Below are 19,110 nucleotides of genomic sequence, written 5' to 3'. Positions count from 1 at the left end.
GAACTGCAACACTGATCCCCAAATCTGAAATAATCTTTGTCAAAGTAATTGCCGCAAGTAGCGATACCCTGATTTAATCTTTATTGTACGGTAAGCAATCTAGGAGGTTATGGGCTGTGCCAAAAAAAACAGTAGCGAATTTAACAGAGGCTGATTTAGCGGGCAAACGGGTCTTAGTCCGGGTCGATTTTAACGTTCCCATGGACAAAGCCACCGGGGCAATCAGCGATGATACCCGTATTCGGGCAGCACTGCCAACTATTGAGGATTTAATCAAAAAAGGGGCTAAGGTTATTTTATGCAGCCACATGGGTCGTCCCGACGGTCAAGTTAAAGAAAATTTGCGTCTGACTCCTGTGGCTAAACGTCTCTCGGAATTACTGGGCCAAGAAGTAATCATGTGTCCCGATTCTATTGGTGAGGGAGTGACGGCAGCGATTAGTCAAATGTCTAACGGTCAAGTGGCCCTGTTAGAAAATCTGCGTTTCCACGGTGAAGAGGAGGCAAATGATCCCGATTTTGCCAAAAAATTAGCCGCTAATGCCGATTTATACGTTAATGATGCTTTTGGTACCGCCCACCGCGCCCACGCTTCTACGGAAGGCGTTACCCACTATCTCAGCCCCTCGGTGGCGGGTTATTTGATTGAAAAAGAGTTAAACTACCTACAAGCAGCTATTGAAACTCCCCAACGTCCCCTAGCGGCGATTATCGGCGGTTCTAAGGTTTCTAGTAAAATTGGCGTGATCGAAACTCTATTAGAAAAGTGCGATAAACTGCTCATCGGTGGCGGTATGATCTTTACTTTCTACAAGGCCCGCGGTTTAAGTGTTGGTAAGTCTTTGGTGGAAGAGGACAAACTGGAATTAGCCAAATCCCTGGAAGCGAAAGCTAAAGAAAAAGGGGTGGAATTTCTCCTTCCTACTGATGTGGTGTTAGCGGATAAATTCGATAAAGATGCCGAGTCCCAAATCGTCAAGGTCGAAAATATTCCCGATGGTTGGATGGGATTGGATATTGGACCTGAATCAGTTAAAGTTTTCCAAAAAGCTTTATCTAACTGTAAATCTGTCCTCTGGAATGGCCCCATGGGGGTGTTCGAGTTCGATAAATTTGCGGCGGGTACAGATGCGATCGCTCACACTTTAGCCGATTTAACCGCTACGGGTACAACTACCATTATCGGTGGTGGTGACTCGGTAGCGGCGGTAGAAAAAGTGGGAGTGGCGGAAAAAATGAGCCATATTTCCACCGGTGGTGGCGCTAGTTTGGAATTACTCGAAGGGAAGGTTTTACCCGGTATTGCCGCTCTCGATGAAGCCTAATTATCGCTAATATCTCAGGTTTAAACAAGGTGGGTCCTGGCCTGCCTTTTTTTTATGAATTAGGGAGTGGGTTTTTAAAGTTGGATTGGGAGTTAATCATACCAGGACTTTTGCGGCAAAAATAGTTGAGCCACTAGGATACTTCAATCGCGGTAAAATCGACACGCTGATATAAATCTGTCAGGGATATTTGAAAATCTAGAGAAAACAAAGTTAAAATCGCTTCTTGAGCGTGATAATCCCGAAATGCCCAATGATCGCCTCTTTTATGAAACTGTTCTATATAATAACCATATTGATCGATTAAAATATATTCTTCAAAACTATTAAGAGAGCGATAAAATTTAAACTTATCACCCCGATTATAGTCTTGAGTAGATTTTGATAAAACCTCGATAATCACCTGTGGATTGGTAATCGTATCGGTGCGTCCTCTTTCAAGAATTGGTTCTCCCTTAACGATCATAAGATCGGGATAGGTGTACACATTATAGGCGGGTATTGCCAAGCGTAGATCGGTGATAAATATATCATAGGCTTGATTCTGGATAGTTAAGGGAAATCTTCTATAAAAATTTCCCGCAATGCGATTATGGTTAGGAGTTCCCCCAGTCATAATAATAATTTCTCCATCTCGATACTCGTGTCTGTCGGTGGCAGTTTCCTCTAGTTGAAAGTATTCTGCGACTGTGTAGCGTTTCTCAGTGGTTGCGACCATATTGCCCCCTTGAAAGCAAAGCTCTGTTTTTATGATAACCTGTTTTCTGAAAAGCTACAATTATCGGTTTTAATCAGGTGCTGACTGCTGTATAAATATCGAGAGACCTTGTTAACAAGGTCTCTCCAAAGTGGGTGGGATTATTGTTGCTAATTTGTTAATCCGGTTGGGATAATTTGAGGATAGCGCTAGTGACTTTCATGCTTTCTTGATAAAGCACGTCCTGGCCCCAACGCTGTAACTGTTTACCTAGGAGAGTTTCTGTTTTTTGGTCTTCCAGATGGGACACTTGTTCAACCCGGCAAGATTGGGCCCCTCCCGAAGCTTCCATCCGCATACAGCCAGTAGTTCCCGAACAAATTACCGTACAACAATCAGCCTGAAGATTAGTAGAAGTGAGTTTAATACTAATCAGATCCCCTTGTACCTCACCCCAATCGGCCACGGGAATACCGGCTAATTCCGCCTCAATTAAACGCTGGTCCTGACCGAGGAAGCTAATCCGATGAATAGCGTAATCTCCCGACCGGTGACTATATCCCACCGGTCGCCATTGTAACCGGCTGGCCATCCAACCGAGGAACATAAAAGCTTGACAAGGATTGCCCTTTTCGTAATCAATAGTGATGCGATCGACTTCCAGAATAGCATCCCGGCGCTCCGGTGGATCAAAAGCCTCGGCGGTTAGTTCTTGCCAGGGAGCGAGACGACTCCAGTTTAGGTCAGCTAATGGCACATCTGTTGCTAATAAATCCCCCACTTGCAGCAGTTCCGTTTCCGGTTCCCGAAAAGTGCTGGAATCGACGATAATCGTATCACATTGACTGGCCAGACGCTTAAATAGTCCATATTCCCCATCGGGACTGGCTTTCCACCAGAGAAATTTGGGCAAACTGGGAATAGTTAACTCGGAAATAATGCCACCAATTCGTTCCAAGGCTTCCGCTGTGCCGCTTAAAGTGACGTATTCACAGCAAACTAAAGTGTTCTGACTACGTTTGTTAACGGGACAATAGGCAGAAACGGAGGCTTTTACCCCTTCATCGGCCTCGGCAGTGGGACAGAGGGTAATAATGCGACAGGGATTGGAAGCAGCGATCGCATCTGCCACCCCAATCGCATCCAAATCGGCGGCGTATTGACGATGATTAGCCCCATCCTCGGCGTTTTTTTCCGCTTCCCAGGCCGCCCTTAACCGAGCGACAAATTCATCGCTAGAAAGCCCAGTTACTTCTAGTTCTAGGTCCTTCTGGGCCACTTTGATGGCGGCGTGGGTCCGCGGACCGGCAATACCATCAATCGGGCCAGTGTAATAGCCGAGAAGGGTTAACAATTCCTGTACCGCATCGGGTTCATAGACAATAAAGCTAAAGGTGGTGGCCCGGGTGGCGGCCATCCCATCCTCATTATTATTATAGGATTGCCAGATATCGCGCAGTTCCTGCTCGATCACATCGATGGAAACATCTTTTGGTGCTTGCAGGGAGACAATGGGGGGGCTTTGGGTAGTCATGTCAGTTATCAGTTATCAGTTATCAGTTATCAGTTATCAGTTATCAGTTATCAGTTATCAGATGTGAGTTTTTAGTTTACTGTTTACTGATTACTGTTCACTGTTTTAGAGTCGTCGCCAACGACGGCCATCGCGGTTAAGGAGAAATTCCGCCTCTGTGGGTTCCCAGGTACCCGCTTCGTATTGGGGTACGGAGGCGGGATCGGCGGGGGCATCCCAAGCGGCGAGAGCGGGAGTAACGATGCGCCATGCTTCTTCTACCTCATCAGAACGGGTAAATAGGGTTTGATCTCCCAGCATAGCGTCTAAAAGTAGGCGATTATAGGCATCGGCGCTGGTGACACCGAAGGAGGAACCATAACTAAAGTCCATTTCTACCGTGCGTGTGCGTAATTCTGACCCCGGCATTTTTGCCTCAAAACGGAGGGCAATACCTTCGTTAGGCTGAATCCGCATACTCAGTACATTTGCATTAGTTTGTTGAGCCGCCGATTGGAAGATTAATAACGGCACATGGCGGAATTGGATGGCAATCTCGGAAACTTTTTTCGGCAGACGTTTACCGGTACGCAGATAGAAAGGGACACCCTGCCAACGCCAGTTATCTACCATTAATTTCATGGCCACGTAGGTGGGAGTGGTCGATTCGGGATTAACCCCCGGTTCTTGCCGATAGCCCAGAATGGGTTTTCCTTTCATCCAACCGGCTTTATACTGGCCGCGGATGGCGGATTTTTCTAGGTTATTAATATCGGCCAGGTGAGTCGCTTGCAGGACTTTGACTTTTTCGCCACGGACACTATCAGCGTTAATAGCGTTGGGTGCTTCCATCGCCGTCAAGCAGAATAACTGCATCAGGTGATTTTGCACCATATCGCGCAAAGCTCCCGATTTTTCGTAATATCCGGCCCGCTCCTCCACTCCCACGGTTTCGGCCACGGTAATCTGGACGTGATCGATAAATTGACGATTCCAGAGGGGTTCAAAGATGGCGTTAGCAAATCGGAACACCAGTAAGTTTTGGACGGTTTCCTTGCCTAAATAGTGGTCAATGCGATAAACTTGGTTCTCCTGACAAACCTCTTGTACGACTCGATTGAGAACTTGGGCAGAACTGAGATCTTTGCCAAAGGGTTTTTCGATCACTAACCGGTGTTTAATTGGGTCTTTCAGCATTCCAGCCGCGCCAAGGTTTTTAAGACCGGGAGGGAAGAAATTAGGAGAAACCGCTAGATAAAAGACTCGATTGCCACGGGTTCCCCGGATTCCGTCTAATTCTTCCAGAAAAACTTTCATTTTGGCGTAACTTTCCGGATCGTCCATGTTGCCGGGGAAATAGTACAACCCTTGGGCGAAGTCTTGCCAATATTCCTCACTACCAATCCCGTCGGAAAATTCTTCGATGCCTTGGCGCATCTGTTGGCGAAAATAATCATGACTCCACTCTCGGCGCGCTGTACCGACGATGGTTAATTCGGCCGGTAGTCGTCTTTCCCGTTTCAGTTGATAGAGAGCAGGAACCAGTTTTCTTTGGGTTAAGTCTCCCGATGCCCCAAAAATGACTAAGATTAAGGGTTCTGGGGTTCTTTCTTGTCGCAATCCCACTCGGAGAGGATTTTCGAGCAGCTTTACCATAGGATTTTGTCTAGCCGAGGTGCATTATTTTCCAGTCTAGCGGGAATACTCGACGGCATACCTAAAGTAAAAATTAATAACCACAATCAGTAATCAGTAATCAGTAATCAGTGACCAGTAATCAGTAATCAGTCATCGGTCATCGGTCATCAGTCATCAGTAATTGGATAATATCTTTAGGCCTTTTTGATATCAAAAAGTTCTGGGCATGGGAGTGAGCGGGGGGAAAATTGGGGGACTTTTTCCCTGAAAATTAGGTAATTGACCACCCAAAAATGGGTGAAACCCCACAACCTACCCCTAGGAAAAACTTTTTGCCGCAAACCCTACTTATTTTTTGGCGGTTTTAACACAATCGAGGGTACGGACGATGGCGGCCGCTGCGTAGTTACGACGGGTGGGATCATTTGGTACAAAAGCACTACCCTGTTCGTTCAAGGGAGAGGCCACAGCGCAAAATCCCGACATCTGGGTAATTAAACCAGCGGCCCAATGACCAGAAGTATCGGAAAAATTGGCGGGGGTTTTAGTTTGGGCCAAATCGGGGGCTTGTTTTTGCTGAGTTTTCAGGTAGGTGGCGGCCTGTTTGAGGATCGCCATCAATTCGGCCCGGGTGATGGGGTCGCCCGGACGGAATTCGCCGTTAGCTTTGCCGGCAACAATACCATTAGCCCGGGCCCATTGGATTTTTTTGGCACTCCAACGCGTCGCGTCCACATCGTTAAAACTGCCGCTGCCGGGGGGAATCTCTTCTAGGTTAATTTTGGTGACAGTTCCCATCCCTTCAATAATCATCGAGACGAATTGTTCCCTAGTGACGGGATTTTCGGGGCGGAAGGTGTTATCTTCTTTAAAACCGGCCACTATCCCAAGGGCGATCGCTTTTTCGATCTCAGTTTTATAGATATCGCCGCTAATATCCCGGAAACTGGCCTCAGCAGTAGGGGGAGGAGAGGTTTCGTTGATAGGAGGTCTGCCGGCGGCTGCGAGAACTTCTGTTTCTTTGCCGCTAAAGTAGAAGTGGCCTAAACTTTTGCCTTGGAAAGTACGACGGCTAAATCTCCAACCCGGTTCGAGGATAATTTTCATAAATCCCGTTTGCATTCCTCGGGTTCTTCCCACCACTAATTCCGGTCTGCGAGCATCCCGGGGAGTTCCCACTAAGTATAATTCGCCATTGCGTTCCACAATACGCAGGATGTAATCTAGCCCAAAATCCCGGCCATCGAGACGGATAGAATAACCATTACTATCGGTGGCGCGGCGACAAATGCCGGTAAAGTCAAAGTTGAGAAGCAGCGGGTCGATCATGACGGGATTTGAGCCGCTTTCGCTCCAACACTTCTGTTTTCCCTGGATTTGTTCCAAGACTAGCAGGTCAAATTTATTACCTCCGTAGGGACGAGCGATCGCTACTACCTGGGTCTGCTCGATGTCCTGTTCGTCAAAGTTGGCCGCTGGTGTGGCAGTTATGCCCAAGGTCATTAGGGCGGTTAGGGCGATCGATAATCTAGCTTTCATGATCTTTATCTATAAGACGATTTTTGCAGTAAAAATAATAGACGTGCTAATCCCACTATTCTAAGACTGAATACTTCCGGTTGTTGTTCCAGACTGCGCCGGATTGTTGTCTGTCTGCACAACTTTTCTCTCAATCTTCAATTTCCAAACCTATTGATCCTAGCAATATTCTGCTTGAACTGGTGGGTTGATCAATATTAATTCGGTTAGCTGTTGAAACTGGCGAGATGTTGGCGAATTGTTGAAAATTTTAGCCAGCCATTCGAGTCTTAGGCTAAGATGGGGAGAGAGGCTTTTAATTGGCCGCAGCCCTTGACTTCCCCACAGGATTTAAGCCCAATAATTGCCTAAAAAATGGCAATTAATCGATTGAGGGCTATCAGTGCCGCGGTGAATTATCATAGTTCATTAGCTCTGGTGAGCCATTGCCCTTTCTTTGGTGTGTGTGAGGTAGACAATTATGAGTAACTCCCCTGGTGATCCTTCTCCTCGTCCTAATCTTTTTCTGAGTATCGGTCGATTTGTCCGCCGGCCTTCTACTTTAATTGTCGGGGGAATTACTCTCCTAGGAATTACCTCCCTTGGCTATTTTACGACTCGTTATTTAGTTTATGAACGTCTAACCCCAATTTTAGACAATATCTTCAGTGAAATGCTGCACAGACCTGTCAGGGTAGGTAAGATAGAGGGCTTTTATTTTAATCGCATTCGTATCGGTAAATCGGCAATTCCAGCTACGGCCAATTCTGCCGATAGTGTATCTGTTGATGCGATCGAATTGGGATTAAATCCGCTGCCCTTACTTTTAGGTCTGCCGCTGCCAGTTGATGTCAAGTTAATTAATCCCAGTATTTATCTCGATCAGGATAAAAATGGTCAATGGCTCGATAATTTAGAAAAAATAGCTAGTAACTTAGATCGGGAGGCACTCATCAGGTTAAACCTGGGTTTTCAGGTGGAGAAAGGAGACATTACTATCCAACCCTATGCCCTGAAAAAACCGATAGAAATTAAGGCCAATGGTCAGGGAAGATTCATCGATAATCAAAGGCAACCTCTCACCTACGATTTTAGCGCAGAAATTCTCAAAAGTCAAGTAAAAATTCAAGGAGAAACGGCGTTAAAAACGGGCGAAAGTCAAACTAATCTTCAGATTGATAGTTTGAACTTAAATGAACTATTAACTTTAATTCCTCGGAGCAATTTCCAATTAAATCAAGGACAAGTAAATGCTAATATTGCTCTCAATATTCCCAGTTGGGCAAAGCTAAATCAAACCGAAGGAAATGGCAATTTTCAGGTGACAGATTTGGCGGGAAAATTCCAACCGTTCCAGTATCCAATTAAGCTAACAACTAAGTTAAATTTACAGGGAGATAAAGTATTAGTCGAACAGGCGACCGCAAGTATTGGCAAGATTAAAACTGAGGTGAAGGGAGAAGTAAATTGGCAAACTGGTTATCATCTCAAGGTCGCGCTAGAATCGGTGGATTTACAACAGCTTTTAAGAATTATTTATCTGCAATCACCTCTAGATTTACGGGGAGAGGCACGCTCTACTTTTCAAGTGACGGGAAAATTAGATCAACCTCTAATTAAAGGAACCGTTAGCAGCAGCAAACCGATTATTTTTGAGCAAATTCCCATTCAATCAATAACCAGTAATTTTCAAACAAATCTCAATCGTCTTAGTTTAGATAAAATTCAAATTAAACCCGTCGCAGGTGGAGAAATTAAAGGAGAAGGAAAATTGCAATTAAATATTCTGCAATCCCTGCAAAAAAATCAACCTCTTGACGGGACAAAAATGCCGATTGATTTGAATTTACAAGCAAATTTTCCCACAAGAAAAATTTTATCTAAATTGGCCACAATTCCTGATCAAATTAATATAAGCGATCTGCAAGCTAACATCAAAGCTAGAGGTAGTTTAGGACTGCCCCAATTATTAATTAATTGGCAAATACCCGCGGTTAATCAGTCAGGATTAATCAATGTTGCTGGGGAGGGCAAAGTATTTTTAGGAGGCAACAAAATCAATTTAACCGATACGGTCATTAAAACAAATACTGGCAAACTACAGGTTAATGCTAATAGTGATTTTACTAGCAAATTAGTCCAAGCAAAAATCACGGGTAATAACTTTTTATTGACTCCTTTTGTGCCTATCTTTTGTCAATATGTAGATATTATTTGCCCCTACTTAGAAACCTTAGAACCCTTAAGTTTAGAGACAGCTAATATTCAAGTCAGTGGCAAAATTGATCAACTCAATGTTAATACTTTAAACGGAATTGCTAACTTAAAAATTAGCAGTAAACAAGGCATAATTTTAGTCAATAGTCAAGTATCGCAAGGAAATCTTCAGGCTAAAGCTGTCTTAGCGGGATTGCCGATTAATTCCCTATTGCCTAACTTACCAACTCAGGTTAAATTAACGCAATCGCAAATTAATTTACAGGGTTATTTAGGGGAATTGCTGGATAATAAAAATAATATTTTCAGCAGTTGGCAAGGTCAAGGGAATATGGAGTTATTAGTAGATAATAATCCTTTAATTGCCACAGCCAAACTGAATCGAGGTTTCCTGACAGGAACAGTTAACACCGGGGGAATTAGTCTCAATCCTCTAGTGGAAAATTTAACAGTTCCCGTTAGTTTAGGCAGGACAAAAATCAGCTTTGCTGGTGGAATAAATTCTCTGATTAGTGGTACTTTAACGGATTTAAAAACTTGGCGCGGAGAAGGAGATATACAGTTATTTGTCAATAATCGATTTTTAAGAACGACAGCCCAACTGGAACAAGGTATTTTAAGCGGTATAATTAATACGACTGGGATTAACTTAAATCCGTTTTTACCCAAGATAAATATTCCTGTTAGTCTAGGAAAAACCCAAGTCAATTTCACTGGTGCAATCAATAATTTACTAGCGGGGAAAATACCAAATCTGTCCACCATCAATGCTAGAGTAAATACTCGCTTGTTAGTGGATAATAATCCGATTAATACTGATATTCAGTTAAACAAAGGTATTTTTAATATTCTTGGTAGTTTAGAGCGTTTTCAGACTAATATTCCCCTAGCGTTGAATATTTACCAAACGAAGTTTCAAGCAACAGGAAATGCCCAAACTATTTTCGACTCTCTGCTAGAAAAACGACTGAACTTAAGCAGTATTAAAGCAGTTTTTAACTCTCGTATTAATGTAGCTAAAGGAGAGATTAAAGCTAAGGCACAACTGAATAATAATTTCTGGCAAAGTGATATTATTGCCGCTAATCTTGATCCCGCTGTCCTACTAAGGCAATTGGGGGGAGTAAAATCAATCTCGATTCCTAACCTAGATTTTAGTGCCAATTTAGCGGGAAATATTAAAGAAATTTGGCAGGGAGTAACACCAATTCAGATTAATAATCTTTCGGCACAGTGGGGAGAAAATAGCTTTAATGTGGGAGGAAATATTCTTTTAGCTAATCTTACCAGTCAACCCGATATCGCTGAGGTTAACTTAAATCTACAGGCAAAAACCGACCTTGCTGCTGTACGGCTAACTCAGATTATATCGCTTTTACCGATTGATTCTAACCTAAAACCCAAAGAATCGACACTAACAGGGATCGGAGAATTTCAAGGACAAATCACGGGAAAAAATCTCTTAAGTGCTTGGCAAAAAGTGGGAAATATACGAATCAAAGGAGATATAAATTTAGCTAACTTTAGCATTAATGAGCGACTCTTTGAACCCCTACTAAAAGGAACAATTCAAGCAGGAATCGGTCAAAATATTAGTTTAAATCTGCGGGGAAATCAGGACATTATTGACCTAACTTTCGATCCTTGTCAACAAAATAATTGTCTGCTGCCCTATCTTCCTTTAGGGATAAATATTCGCCAAGCTTTTGGAAATAAAACTCCTTTTTTAGCAACAGCTAAACGAAGCGGAGAAAATTTAAATGTTCAGATTGCCGATTTTCCCCTAGAAATCCTGAAAATATCTCCGACGGCAGCCTACAATATTCCGGGGATTATTACTGGCCAATTGAGTGCTAATTTAGACATCAATTTATTTAACCTACAGGGTGAGGGACAACTAGAGATTAATCGACCTAGTTTAGGTAACTTAATCGGGGAAAAATTAACGGCAAATTTGGTTTATCGGGATTCTATAGTTCAACTGCAAGAAGGTAGTTTACAAGCGGGTGCAAGTCAATATAATCTGCAAGGTTTATTTAATTGGCGAACCCAAGAAATAGAAGCTAAACTCAGGGTAGATCAAGGTTATATTCAAGATTTATTATCAGTTGCTAGTATCTATGATTTAACCAGTTTAATCAACTTTTTCTCCTCTGAGAATAACCCAGCTATTCAACTTAGTCCCCTAGTAGTAGGTAATCCCGAAGCTTCCCTAGCAGAACAGGTAAATTTGCGGGCAAAAATTGAAGAAATAATCCAGCAATTAGCAGGGGAAAGGGGGGTAGTTGGGATACCGTCTGAACTAGATTTTCGTGGTCGCTATCAAGCAAATATAGCCTTAACTGGGACTTTAAAAAATCCCGATCTTAGCGTACAATTTCAGGGCAATCGATGGGAATGGCGACCCCAAAGACCGACAGTAAATATTGTTAAACCTCTCGGAATTGTCACCACCGATACCCAATTAATTCCCATTGATGAAGTAACAATTAATCTTAACTTAAATCGTCAGTTGCTCAGGATAGAACCGATTAGATTAAAATCACGAGATTCTTCCGTATTTTTAGCGGGTGATTTTTCCTTAAAAAAAGTAGAGGGGACTTTTGCCGTGGAAAATCTTTCTCTCGATCTCTTGAGAAATTTTGTGCAGTTTCCCTTGGATGTATCTGGTAGTCTAAAAACTCAAGGTCAAATTACAGGAACTTTATTAAATCCTCGTATTCAGGGTAACTTTGGCTTTATTGATGGTGCAATTAATGCCCAAAATATTAATCAAGATATAATTGGTTTATTTACCTATAATCAGTATCGTTTTGATTTGCGGACAACCTCCTCCGAATCAATCCAACTCTATGCCAGCATTCCCTATCCTCCCTTACCGAGTAATGATCAATTAAAAATCCAAGCAAAATTAGGAACCGATGCACTCAAATTAATTGAAGCTATCAGTCAAAACGCCATCGAATGGGTTAAAGGTGAGGGAGAGGTAGTTCTTTCAGCGACGGGAAGATTAGATATAAAAGAAGGCTTAAAAATCAAAGATTTAGAAGCAAATGGTATAGTTACTCTCAATAATGCCGCTATCCGCAGTGTTGCTTTTCCAGAGATTTTAACCGTAAATGGCCGCATTGGGTTAACCCCTGAAAGCTTAACAGTAGAGGAATTACAAGGCTCGATCGCTGACAGACAAATTTCTGTGGTGGGAGTTTTACCTTTCTTTCAAGCCATCAAAAATAATCCTAATCCCTTAACAGTTAATATTCAAGAGGGAGATATAGCAATTAATGGTCTTTATCGGGGATTAATTGCTGGGAATGCCATGGTAACGGGAACAATTCAACAACCAATTATCGGGGGTAATGTACGTCTTTCTCGGGGTAAAGTTTTTCTTCCTCGCACCCCAGAAATTAATCAAGAAACGGATAAACCAGTGAGTCGCTGGCTGCAGCCTCTCAACATTCCTCAGACGACCAATATTACTCCAGTTTTAAATAATTTCCAAGTGTCTTTAGCGGGATTATCCATCGAACAAGAACCTTTGTATCAATTTGATTTTAGTGGTGCTTTAACCTTGAACGGTTCGCTCACTTCACTGGAGAAATTACAAACCAATGGAGTGATTAATCTCGATCGGGGACGGGTTAGCTACATCGATACTCGTTTTCTTCTTAACCGACGCAATCAAAATGTTATTGTTTTTGATTCTAGTCGCGGGTTGGGACTTTTTAATCCCTTTGTTGATATTCAACTGCGAACAATTCTCAGCGAATTTTCTCAATCTCGCGATTTTGCTATCTCCCGTCCGGGGGGGGATTTTCCTAGTAATGAAATTCCCGATGATAGTCTGAATCGCATTCAAAGGATCGATGTCACCCTCAGCGTTGAAGGGGAATTAAACCGCTTGCTACCAAATTTAGGCCGTAATATTAATGAAGTGTGCCAAATTCGTCCCAATAGTCCCCCTTTTCCCCTAGAGGAAAACTATACAAATGCAGAATTACAAAAAGCTGCTAATTGTTTACAAGGAGTGGCTTTTGCTAGAGGTGAAGATGAGGGATTGCTTAATACTCCCCTAGTTAAATTAACTAGCACTCCCCCCCGCAGCCAAGGGGAAATCGTTCGACTGTTGGGGGAACAATTGCTGTCGGTTTTTAATGGTTTACAGGGGAAAAACACAGAACAATTAATTCAGTTTGGAGTGGTTCAGTTGGCGATTCCCCTCTTAGCTCAAGGAGTCGTGTATGATGTGGAGAATGCGGTTAGTAATGCGATTGGAGCAACGGATTTTAATATTCTTCCCAATTTGGAAACCGTCTATCGAGTTAATTCCCAGTCTTTTATCCGCTTCTCCTACGATTACAATTTGAATGAGTTTACCGTCCGCTATCAAACTCAATTTTAAGGTAAGATTGAGAGATATAGGAGAGTTCAGAAGTTAGGAGACAAGGCAAAATTAGGTTATACTTCATCTTACTTGATATTCTATGATTATTCGCGAGGCTAAAGAAACAGATTTACCAACAATTATCGAGATTTATAATGCTGCTGTTCCCACTCGCAAGGCAACCGCAGATTTAAAGCCTATTTCCCTCGAAAGTCGGCGAGAATGGTTTAAAAAGCACGATCCTGAACAGTATCCCATTTGGGTAATAGCGATCGAAGGTCGGGTGGTGGGTTGGCTAAGTTTACAGATGTTTTATGGTCGTGTCGCTTACCAAAAAACGGCAGAGGTTAGTTTATATATTTCCCCCGATTATCAAGGTCGTGGAATCGGTAAATTATTAGTAGAATATGCCCTGAATTGCTGTCCGAAATTGGGTATATCTAATCTTATCTGTATTATTTTTGCCCACAACCAGGCCAGTATTCGTCTCTTTGAAAAATTCGGCTTTCAACGATGGGGTTATTTACCCCAAATTGCCGCTCTAGACGATTTTCTGGCTGATGTGGTCATTTTAGGGAAAAAAGTCGCTTAAATAGGCAATTTCTCCATAGCTAGACTAAATTCTAGACTTAATTGAATATCAGTATTTTCTGGTTCGCCTAGAGATGATTTCTAGGTGAGAGAAAAGAGATAGTATTTATGGCTCTTCCTTAGCATAATTTTTTCCTCATCAAGAAACTACTATCAAGGCTTAAGTTTTCTTACCAGACTCAGTTAATTTATCGATTAGGTCAAGCTGTGTATCGAGATCATCCCAGATATCCTATACTTATTTTACAGCGTTTCTGGTCAAGACGAAGTATAACCTAATTTGGTATCGACCATCGACTCCCCAAAAAGGAAAACTTTGTACATCATCATTAAGATAACTGCTATGACCATGAATAATTTTAAAATACTGCTCATCGGCTATGGTAATACTTTAAGAAATGATGACGGAGTGGGAGTGAGAATAGCCGAAATTATTGCCGAGGAGAATTGGTCTAATCTAGAGGTCATCGCTACCCATCAATTGACTCCTGAGTTAGCGGCCGATATAGCTGATGCTTCTCTAGTTATTTTTGTTGATGCGGTATTATCTAATCAAACTGATATCCAGATAGAAAAATTAGCGGCAGTTACCGAATGGAATAATTTCGGTCATGCAGAAAGTCCTGCTTCTTTATTAGCATTAACTCAAGCAATTTATCAACAAACTCCTAGGACCTGGGGAATATTTATTCCTGCTATTAATTGTGAATTTGGTGAAGAATTATCAACAATAACTCAAAAGGGCTTGACAAATGCGATTAAAGCTATTAGGAAAATTATTACTTCTGAGGATTTGACTGAATACCAAAAGCAGGACTTTGATAATCTTCCGGCAGATAATTTTCAGGAATAGTGCTGTGATTGCCATCCCGGAGAGCCTTGTAGTGAGGAGACATAATTTCGATACCGACTTCGTTACATTTATCCTGAATATTTTGGTGTAATTCAGAATAAATATACACCATTTTGCTAGGATGATCGGTGTAGGCATTTAGCTGATAGCTGACATAAAAATCATCGAGACTGGTTTGCAAGACAAAAGGAGCAGGTTCTGAGACAATAAATTGGGTGGCTAAGGCTGCTTCTTTCAGGGTTGCGTGAACCTTACGCCAAGGTAAATCATAACCGAGAGTGACTGTGGTTTGCAAAATTAAAGGCTGTTTGAATTCCCTTTGAGAGACACTAAAGTTAATCACATTAGTGTTTAACAGCGATGAATTAGGAATCGTGATAATTCTATTAGCTGGTGTGCGAATACGGGTGACTAATAATCCTTTTTCAATCACATCTCCAATAACATCCCCAATAGAAATTTTATCTCCTAGTTGAAAAGAGCGGGTATAGATGAGGATAATTCCCCCCACCACGTTAGCAATAGCAGAGGTGGAACCCAAGGAAAATAGTACCCCTAAAAATACCGACACCCCCTGAAAAGCAGGAGAATTAAATCCAGGTAGATAGGGAAAAGCGATGACTATAGCTAAGGCAATTATCAGCAGTGACAGTAAATTATAGGTTGGTTTTGCCCAATCGGGATAGAAACCATTAATTACTAAATTTTCTCTTTCCAATCCAGTGAAAAATGGTTTAATTGCTCTCAACAGATAGTGAGTTATAAAAATAATTAGCAGTATGATAAAAATACTGGGTAAATATTTTGCTATTTCTTGGGAAACAACTTCTAAAGCACTAAAAAAGTATTGCAGAAAACCATCACCAAATTTTCTAGTCCAGGGAAAAAGACGAAGGACAAAAGTTAAATAAAAATAGAGAATAGTTAAAATAATTAGAGTGCGGATAAATTGCAAAACTCTTAGGGAAAAAATTCCTATTGTCTGGGAACTAATAATCTCAAAATTTTGGAATACGACCCCAGGAACTAGGGAGGTGATTAACCTCTGAATCTGGGGAAAAACCCGCGAAGATATAAAAATTATTACCCAGAAAATTAAGACCGTGGCCAAGGTAGCACTTACCGTCAAAACTGCATCTTTTAAGAGGTTATCCGGTTGACGTTCTTGACGATAACGGACAATGGCCGCTTTAATCTTTGCTAAAGCTCGTTCGGCTAATACTTCTTGACTGACCGCCTGTAATTTGGCATCTTTAGAAGTAATAGTAGCAATAACCGTATCTCCCAAAATAATCGAAGGGTTTTTGTCTTCAGGATCAATTTTTATAGTTAAATCTTCAGGAGAAAGAGCATCGTCATCGGCAATTTTTTCAATTCTGTCTGTAATCGATTTCGCTCTTTCTTGCGCTGAAAAAGAACCTATTCCCTGCCGAATCGTAAAAAGTTCTTGATTATCAAGCATGACGGGAAAAACTTCTCCCAAAGTTTCCAGGGGTGTTTCCTGTCCCTGTTTAGCAGGATTATTCTGGGCTGCTATCATGAAGATAGGGGATAAAGTCAGTAACAAAACTAAACAAAACAGTCCTAGGTAACGCCAGATTTTTTGCATCTTCTAAGCCACAATTGTACAGGAGCGATCGAGTTTAATACCTCTTTTTTTCATCGTAGCATGGAATAGTTCTGTGGATAACACCTGTTCCACGGGATAAATCCCAGCTTTTTGGAGTTTTGCCGCTAAGATTAATTCTGCCACGCTGCCAGTTCCCCAACCCGCTGCTTGAGCAGTATTCTCGTGAACCATAGTTGCTTGATAAACTGCTTTTTGCTGCCCTTGCCATCCGACGACTTTTGCCAACATTGCCACCCCAATTCCCGAAAATTTATCGGTTACTTCTGTCATGCGATAACTAACTTGGGAAAAAAACTCAATTCCCCGATAACTTTCTACCCAAGCATCGGGAAAAATATGGGCAGTAATCCAAGTTAAATGATTATAAAAATCGGGAATAGAACCAAATTTTGTGATCACATTTTGCACTGGAAAAGATTCGGCAAAAGTATAGGTTTCTGGCATATCAAACCAATAAACACCAGTTTTACCCAAAGGAGCGGGAAAGTCAATTACTTCCCTGGCAGTATAGGGTTTAATCTCTTGCCATTTTCCCTCAATCCAAGCTAAAAAAGGCTTTTTTAAACCGAGAAAAGTTGTCCGCATCACAGTTAATCCCGCACCTCCTGAACCGGCTACGGCATAATTTAAACGGATCGTTTCTACCCTATCTAAGTGTTCCACTCCCTCCCGCACTATACTATTAGAAATACCAGGAAAAATTCCCGTATTAACCACGGCAGTTATTCCCGCTTTTATCGCTAATTCTCGATAGGGAATTAACTTTTGATAAAAAGAACGATGATCACTAACATCAATATAATTGACTTTTTCTTCGATGCAAATTTTTACTACCCTGCCATCGCGATAATGAAAGGGACCGGCACAATGAATAACTAAATCACTCTTTTTAATTGCCTGTCTAAGCTTGTCTATTTCTTCTAAATCCAAAGCCAAAAACTGCATTCTTGGCAGTAATTTAATCGCTTTTTCCTTGCGTCCTGTGATAATAACTTTAGCTGAAGTATGATTAATAATATCTAGGGCGACACTTTGACCAATGCGACCGGTGCCACCTAAAATTAAAACAGTTTTTTCCATGGCAACTATCAATAATATTTGTTGCCCTAGTATAGCATCCTCTTGGCAATTTTGCCTATTTTACAAGATGAAAATTTTAGAATAATCCCAACTTATTTAATGCGTCCGAGGGGCAAGAAAATAGTTAAAATCTCACCTTCTTCGGGTTTTTCACGCACAATCAATTTACCTCCCAAAGCTTGAAAAAGGTTTTTAGTCACCTTCATATTCAGACTTAAACTACCGGTTTCTGGTTGAAACATTAGGACTTTTCCCAAAGCTTTGAGGGTAAGATTAGGTGATTTTATTTGAGTTTGAAACTGCATTTTTAATTGATTTCCTGCCGTTGATATATGTACTTGCAACAGTCCACCACTAGCCATACTGCGAGTACATTTTTCCACGACTCCATTTAACATTTGATCCAATAAATTCGGGTCGCTAATTACCGAAGGCAATTTTTTCGGTACATTAACTTCTAAATTGACATTGCGCCGTTTAGCCTGTTTTTGCCACCGAGGAATACTATCTTGAAAGACTTTTTCTAGAGCAATTGGAATTAATTGAATTGGTTTATCTCCCAGAGGATTAATACCCAATTCTGCGGCTCGGAAAATTAATTCCATGCGCTGAATTTGTTCACTACATTCTAAATCGATTGTTTCTAAATATTTTTCTACATCTTCCGTTACTTTGGCCCGTTTTAACAATAATCTGGTAATGGTGCGAATGGTGGTTAAAGGAGTGCGAATTTCGTGGGTTAAAGCTCGCAATAATTCCAAATCACAACCCGATTCTAAATTAGAATTATCTTCCTTTGGCGGAGTGATTTCGGCATTGATAGGCGATTTCGTTTTTTTCAGGTCTAAATTAGGCTGGTTGGGTAAATTTTGCAGTAATTGGCGACTAAATTGGCTAACTAGACGATAATCCGGCGAGGGACTGCCATTAGCCTCGATAATTGCCTCTAAAGTCTCGATTTGCGGATAACGCAGATTAACTAATCGTTGCCGCAACTGCTGCCAAGCTTGCTGAGTGAGGACGGGATCAAAGGAAAATTGAAAAGAGGACAAACCCCACTGATCCTCGCCTAAAACCAGCAAAAGAGCGAAACTTTCGCTAAAAACCAGACAAAATCTTTCATTAGCAATCGGATCCGTTGGCAAGAGAGGCAATTCATGAATCTCTGTCGGGGAAATATCGGCGGCGGATTTTTCCTGAGAAGGCAATTGCAAACCCAGCCATTGTAAATGTTTTAAAGCTTTAACGGTAAAAACACCGAATTTAAAACCCGTTAAAGCCTTGCTTTCTCTGACTAAAGCCGTCGGACCGGAGAGAATTAAACCCCGACTGGCGGCATTATTTGGGTTTTGTAATAAGATATTTTCTAAAGATGCGATCGCTGCGAACCATTCACTTTCCGCTTTCAGTTGCGAGCGCTTGAGCCATTCCGATAAATTAGGATAAAAAGCATTGGGGGTGAAAGTTTCCCGGTCCTGATGGTCAGTCGGCGGGAAAATATCGCTTAATTTCGGTAAAGACCCCTTTAACATCGTCTTCATCACTGACTAGATACAAATTCCTTACCTAGAATATTACCCCCGTTAATGCCCATCCCATAACGGTAAAACCGAACTCTATTGGCAGTGATATCCGCGTTTTGATAACAGTTATCTTAATGGTGA

11 protein-coding genes are annotated in these 19,110 nt (G+C 41.7%); 4 read left to right on the top strand and 7 right to left on the bottom strand.

Annotated elements, in window-relative coordinates:
• The first annotated feature begins 116 nt into the window (after positions 1–116).
• Complete coding sequence (locus tag IM507_RS03055; protein WP_002750594.1) at positions 117–1,325, top strand: phosphoglycerate kinase; 1,209 nt, start codon at positions 117–119, stop codon at positions 1,323–1,325.
• Between the two features lie 133 nt (positions 1,326–1,458).
• On the opposite strand, the gene IM507_RS03050 is transcribed toward IM507_RS03055, so the two are convergent.
• From IM507_RS03050 to IM507_RS03035, 4 genes are all read right to left on the bottom strand, one after another.
• Positions 1,459–2,043: a Uma2 family endonuclease gene (locus IM507_RS03050; RefSeq protein WP_287636547.1), complete on the bottom strand. Its 585-nt coding sequence runs from the start codon at positions 2,041–2,043 to the stop codon at positions 1,459–1,461.
• Between the two features lie 157 nt (positions 2,044–2,200).
• Positions 2,201–3,556: a glucose-6-phosphate dehydrogenase assembly protein OpcA gene (opcA, locus tag IM507_RS03045; RefSeq protein ID WP_002736509.1), complete on the bottom strand. Its 1,356-nt coding sequence runs from the start codon at positions 3,554–3,556 to the stop codon at positions 2,201–2,203.
• Positions 3,557–3,661: 105 nt separating this feature from the next.
• Entirely contained in the window at positions 3,662–5,191 is a 1,530-nt protein-coding gene (gene zwf, locus IM507_RS03040; RefSeq protein ID WP_002736082.1) for a glucose-6-phosphate dehydrogenase, read from the bottom strand.
• Between the two features lie 330 nt (positions 5,192–5,521).
• Positions 5,522–6,712: a DUF3747 domain-containing protein gene (locus IM507_RS03035; RefSeq protein WP_069473873.1), complete on the bottom strand. Its 1,191-nt coding sequence runs from the start codon at positions 6,710–6,712 to the stop codon at positions 5,522–5,524.
• Between the two features lie 460 nt (positions 6,713–7,172).
• On the opposite strand from IM507_RS03035, the gene IM507_RS03030 reads away from it, so the two are divergent.
• The 3 genes from IM507_RS03030 to IM507_RS03020 all read left to right on the top strand — a co-directional run bounded on the left by IM507_RS03030 (position 7,173) and on the right by IM507_RS03020 (position 14,736).
• The gene (locus IM507_RS03030) at positions 7,173–13,310 is read left to right on the top strand and encodes a translocation/assembly module TamB domain-containing protein (RefSeq protein WP_287636544.1); all 6,138 of its coding nucleotides are present in this window, start codon (positions 7,173–7,175) and stop codon (positions 13,308–13,310) included.
• 82 nt (positions 13,311–13,392) lie between these two features.
• Complete coding sequence (locus IM507_RS03025) at positions 13,393–13,884, top strand: GNAT family N-acetyltransferase (protein ID WP_002735254.1); 492 nt, start codon at positions 13,393–13,395, stop codon at positions 13,882–13,884.
• A gap of 348 nt (positions 13,885–14,232) precedes the next feature.
• Positions 14,233–14,736 carry a hydrogenase maturation protease gene (locus tag IM507_RS03020; RefSeq protein ID WP_287636541.1) on the top strand — a complete coding sequence of 168 codons (504 nt, stop codon included), beginning with the start codon at positions 14,233–14,235 and terminating at the stop codon, positions 14,734–14,736.
• Here the strand turns inward: IM507_RS03020 and IM507_RS03015 are convergent.
• The 3 genes from IM507_RS03015 to IM507_RS03005 all read right to left on the bottom strand — a co-directional run bounded on the left by IM507_RS03015 (position 14,663) and on the right by IM507_RS03005 (position 18,978).
• Positions 14,663–16,345: a mechanosensitive ion channel family protein gene (locus IM507_RS03015; RefSeq protein ID WP_002736343.1), complete on the bottom strand. Its 1,683-nt coding sequence runs from the start codon at positions 16,343–16,345 to the stop codon at positions 14,663–14,665. The two genes, IM507_RS03020 and IM507_RS03015, sit on opposite strands and share 74 nt — an antisense overlap.
• A 3-nt stretch (positions 16,346–16,348) precedes the next feature.
• A complete protein-coding gene (locus tag IM507_RS03010; protein WP_002736382.1) occupies positions 16,349–17,446 on the bottom strand; it encodes a saccharopine dehydrogenase family protein in 1,098 nt (365 codons plus the stop codon).
• A gap of 92 nt (positions 17,447–17,538) precedes the next feature.
• The gene (locus IM507_RS03005) at positions 17,539–18,978 is read right to left on the bottom strand and encodes a sensor histidine kinase (RefSeq protein WP_002736280.1); all 1,440 of its coding nucleotides are present in this window, start codon (positions 18,976–18,978) and stop codon (positions 17,539–17,541) included.
• Positions 18,979–19,110 lie beyond the last annotated feature (132 nt).

Source organism: Microcystis sp. M20BS1, assembly GCF_020245305.1.
Lineage (GTDB): Bacteria > Cyanobacteriota > Cyanobacteriia > Cyanobacteriales > Microcystaceae > Microcystis > Microcystis ichthyoblabe_A.
Note: the sequence above shows the minus strand (reverse complement) of the source record. Positions and strands in the feature narration are given on the sequence as shown.

What these genes read in the sequence shown, in the direction of transcription:
- IM507_RS03050 (WP_287636547.1), bottom strand. Translation starts at nt 2,043, where the DNA reads ATGGTCGCAACCACTGAGAAACGCTACACAGTCGCAGAATACTTTCAA.
- opcA (WP_002736509.1), bottom strand. Translation starts at nt 3,556, where the DNA reads ATGACTACCCAAAGCCCCCCCATTGTCTCCCTGCAAGCACCAAAAGAT.
- zwf (WP_002736082.1), bottom strand. Translation starts at nt 5,191, where the DNA reads ATGGTAAAGCTGCTCGAAAATCCTCTCCGAGTGGGATTGCGACAAGAA.
- IM507_RS03035 (WP_069473873.1), bottom strand. Translation starts at nt 6,712, where the DNA reads ATGAAAGCTAGATTATCGATCGCCCTAACCGCCCTAATGACCTTGGGC.
- IM507_RS03030 (WP_287636544.1), top strand. Translation starts at nt 7,173, where the DNA reads ATGAGTAACTCCCCTGGTGATCCTTCTCCTCGTCCTAATCTTTTTCTG.
- IM507_RS03025 (WP_002735254.1), top strand. Translation starts at nt 13,393, where the DNA reads ATGATTATTCGCGAGGCTAAAGAAACAGATTTACCAACAATTATCGAG.
- IM507_RS03020 (WP_287636541.1), top strand. Translation starts at nt 14,233, where the DNA reads ATGAATAATTTTAAAATACTGCTCATCGGCTATGGTAATACTTTAAGA.
- IM507_RS03015 (WP_002736343.1), bottom strand. Translation starts at nt 16,345, where the DNA reads ATGCAAAAAATCTGGCGTTACCTAGGACTGTTTTGTTTAGTTTTGTTA.
- IM507_RS03010 (WP_002736382.1), bottom strand. Translation starts at nt 17,446, where the DNA reads ATGGAAAAAACTGTTTTAATTTTAGGTGGCACCGGTCGCATTGGTCAA.
- IM507_RS03005 (WP_002736280.1), bottom strand. Translation starts at nt 18,978, where the DNA reads ATGTTAAAGGGGTCTTTACCGAAATTAAGCGATATTTTCCCGCCGACT.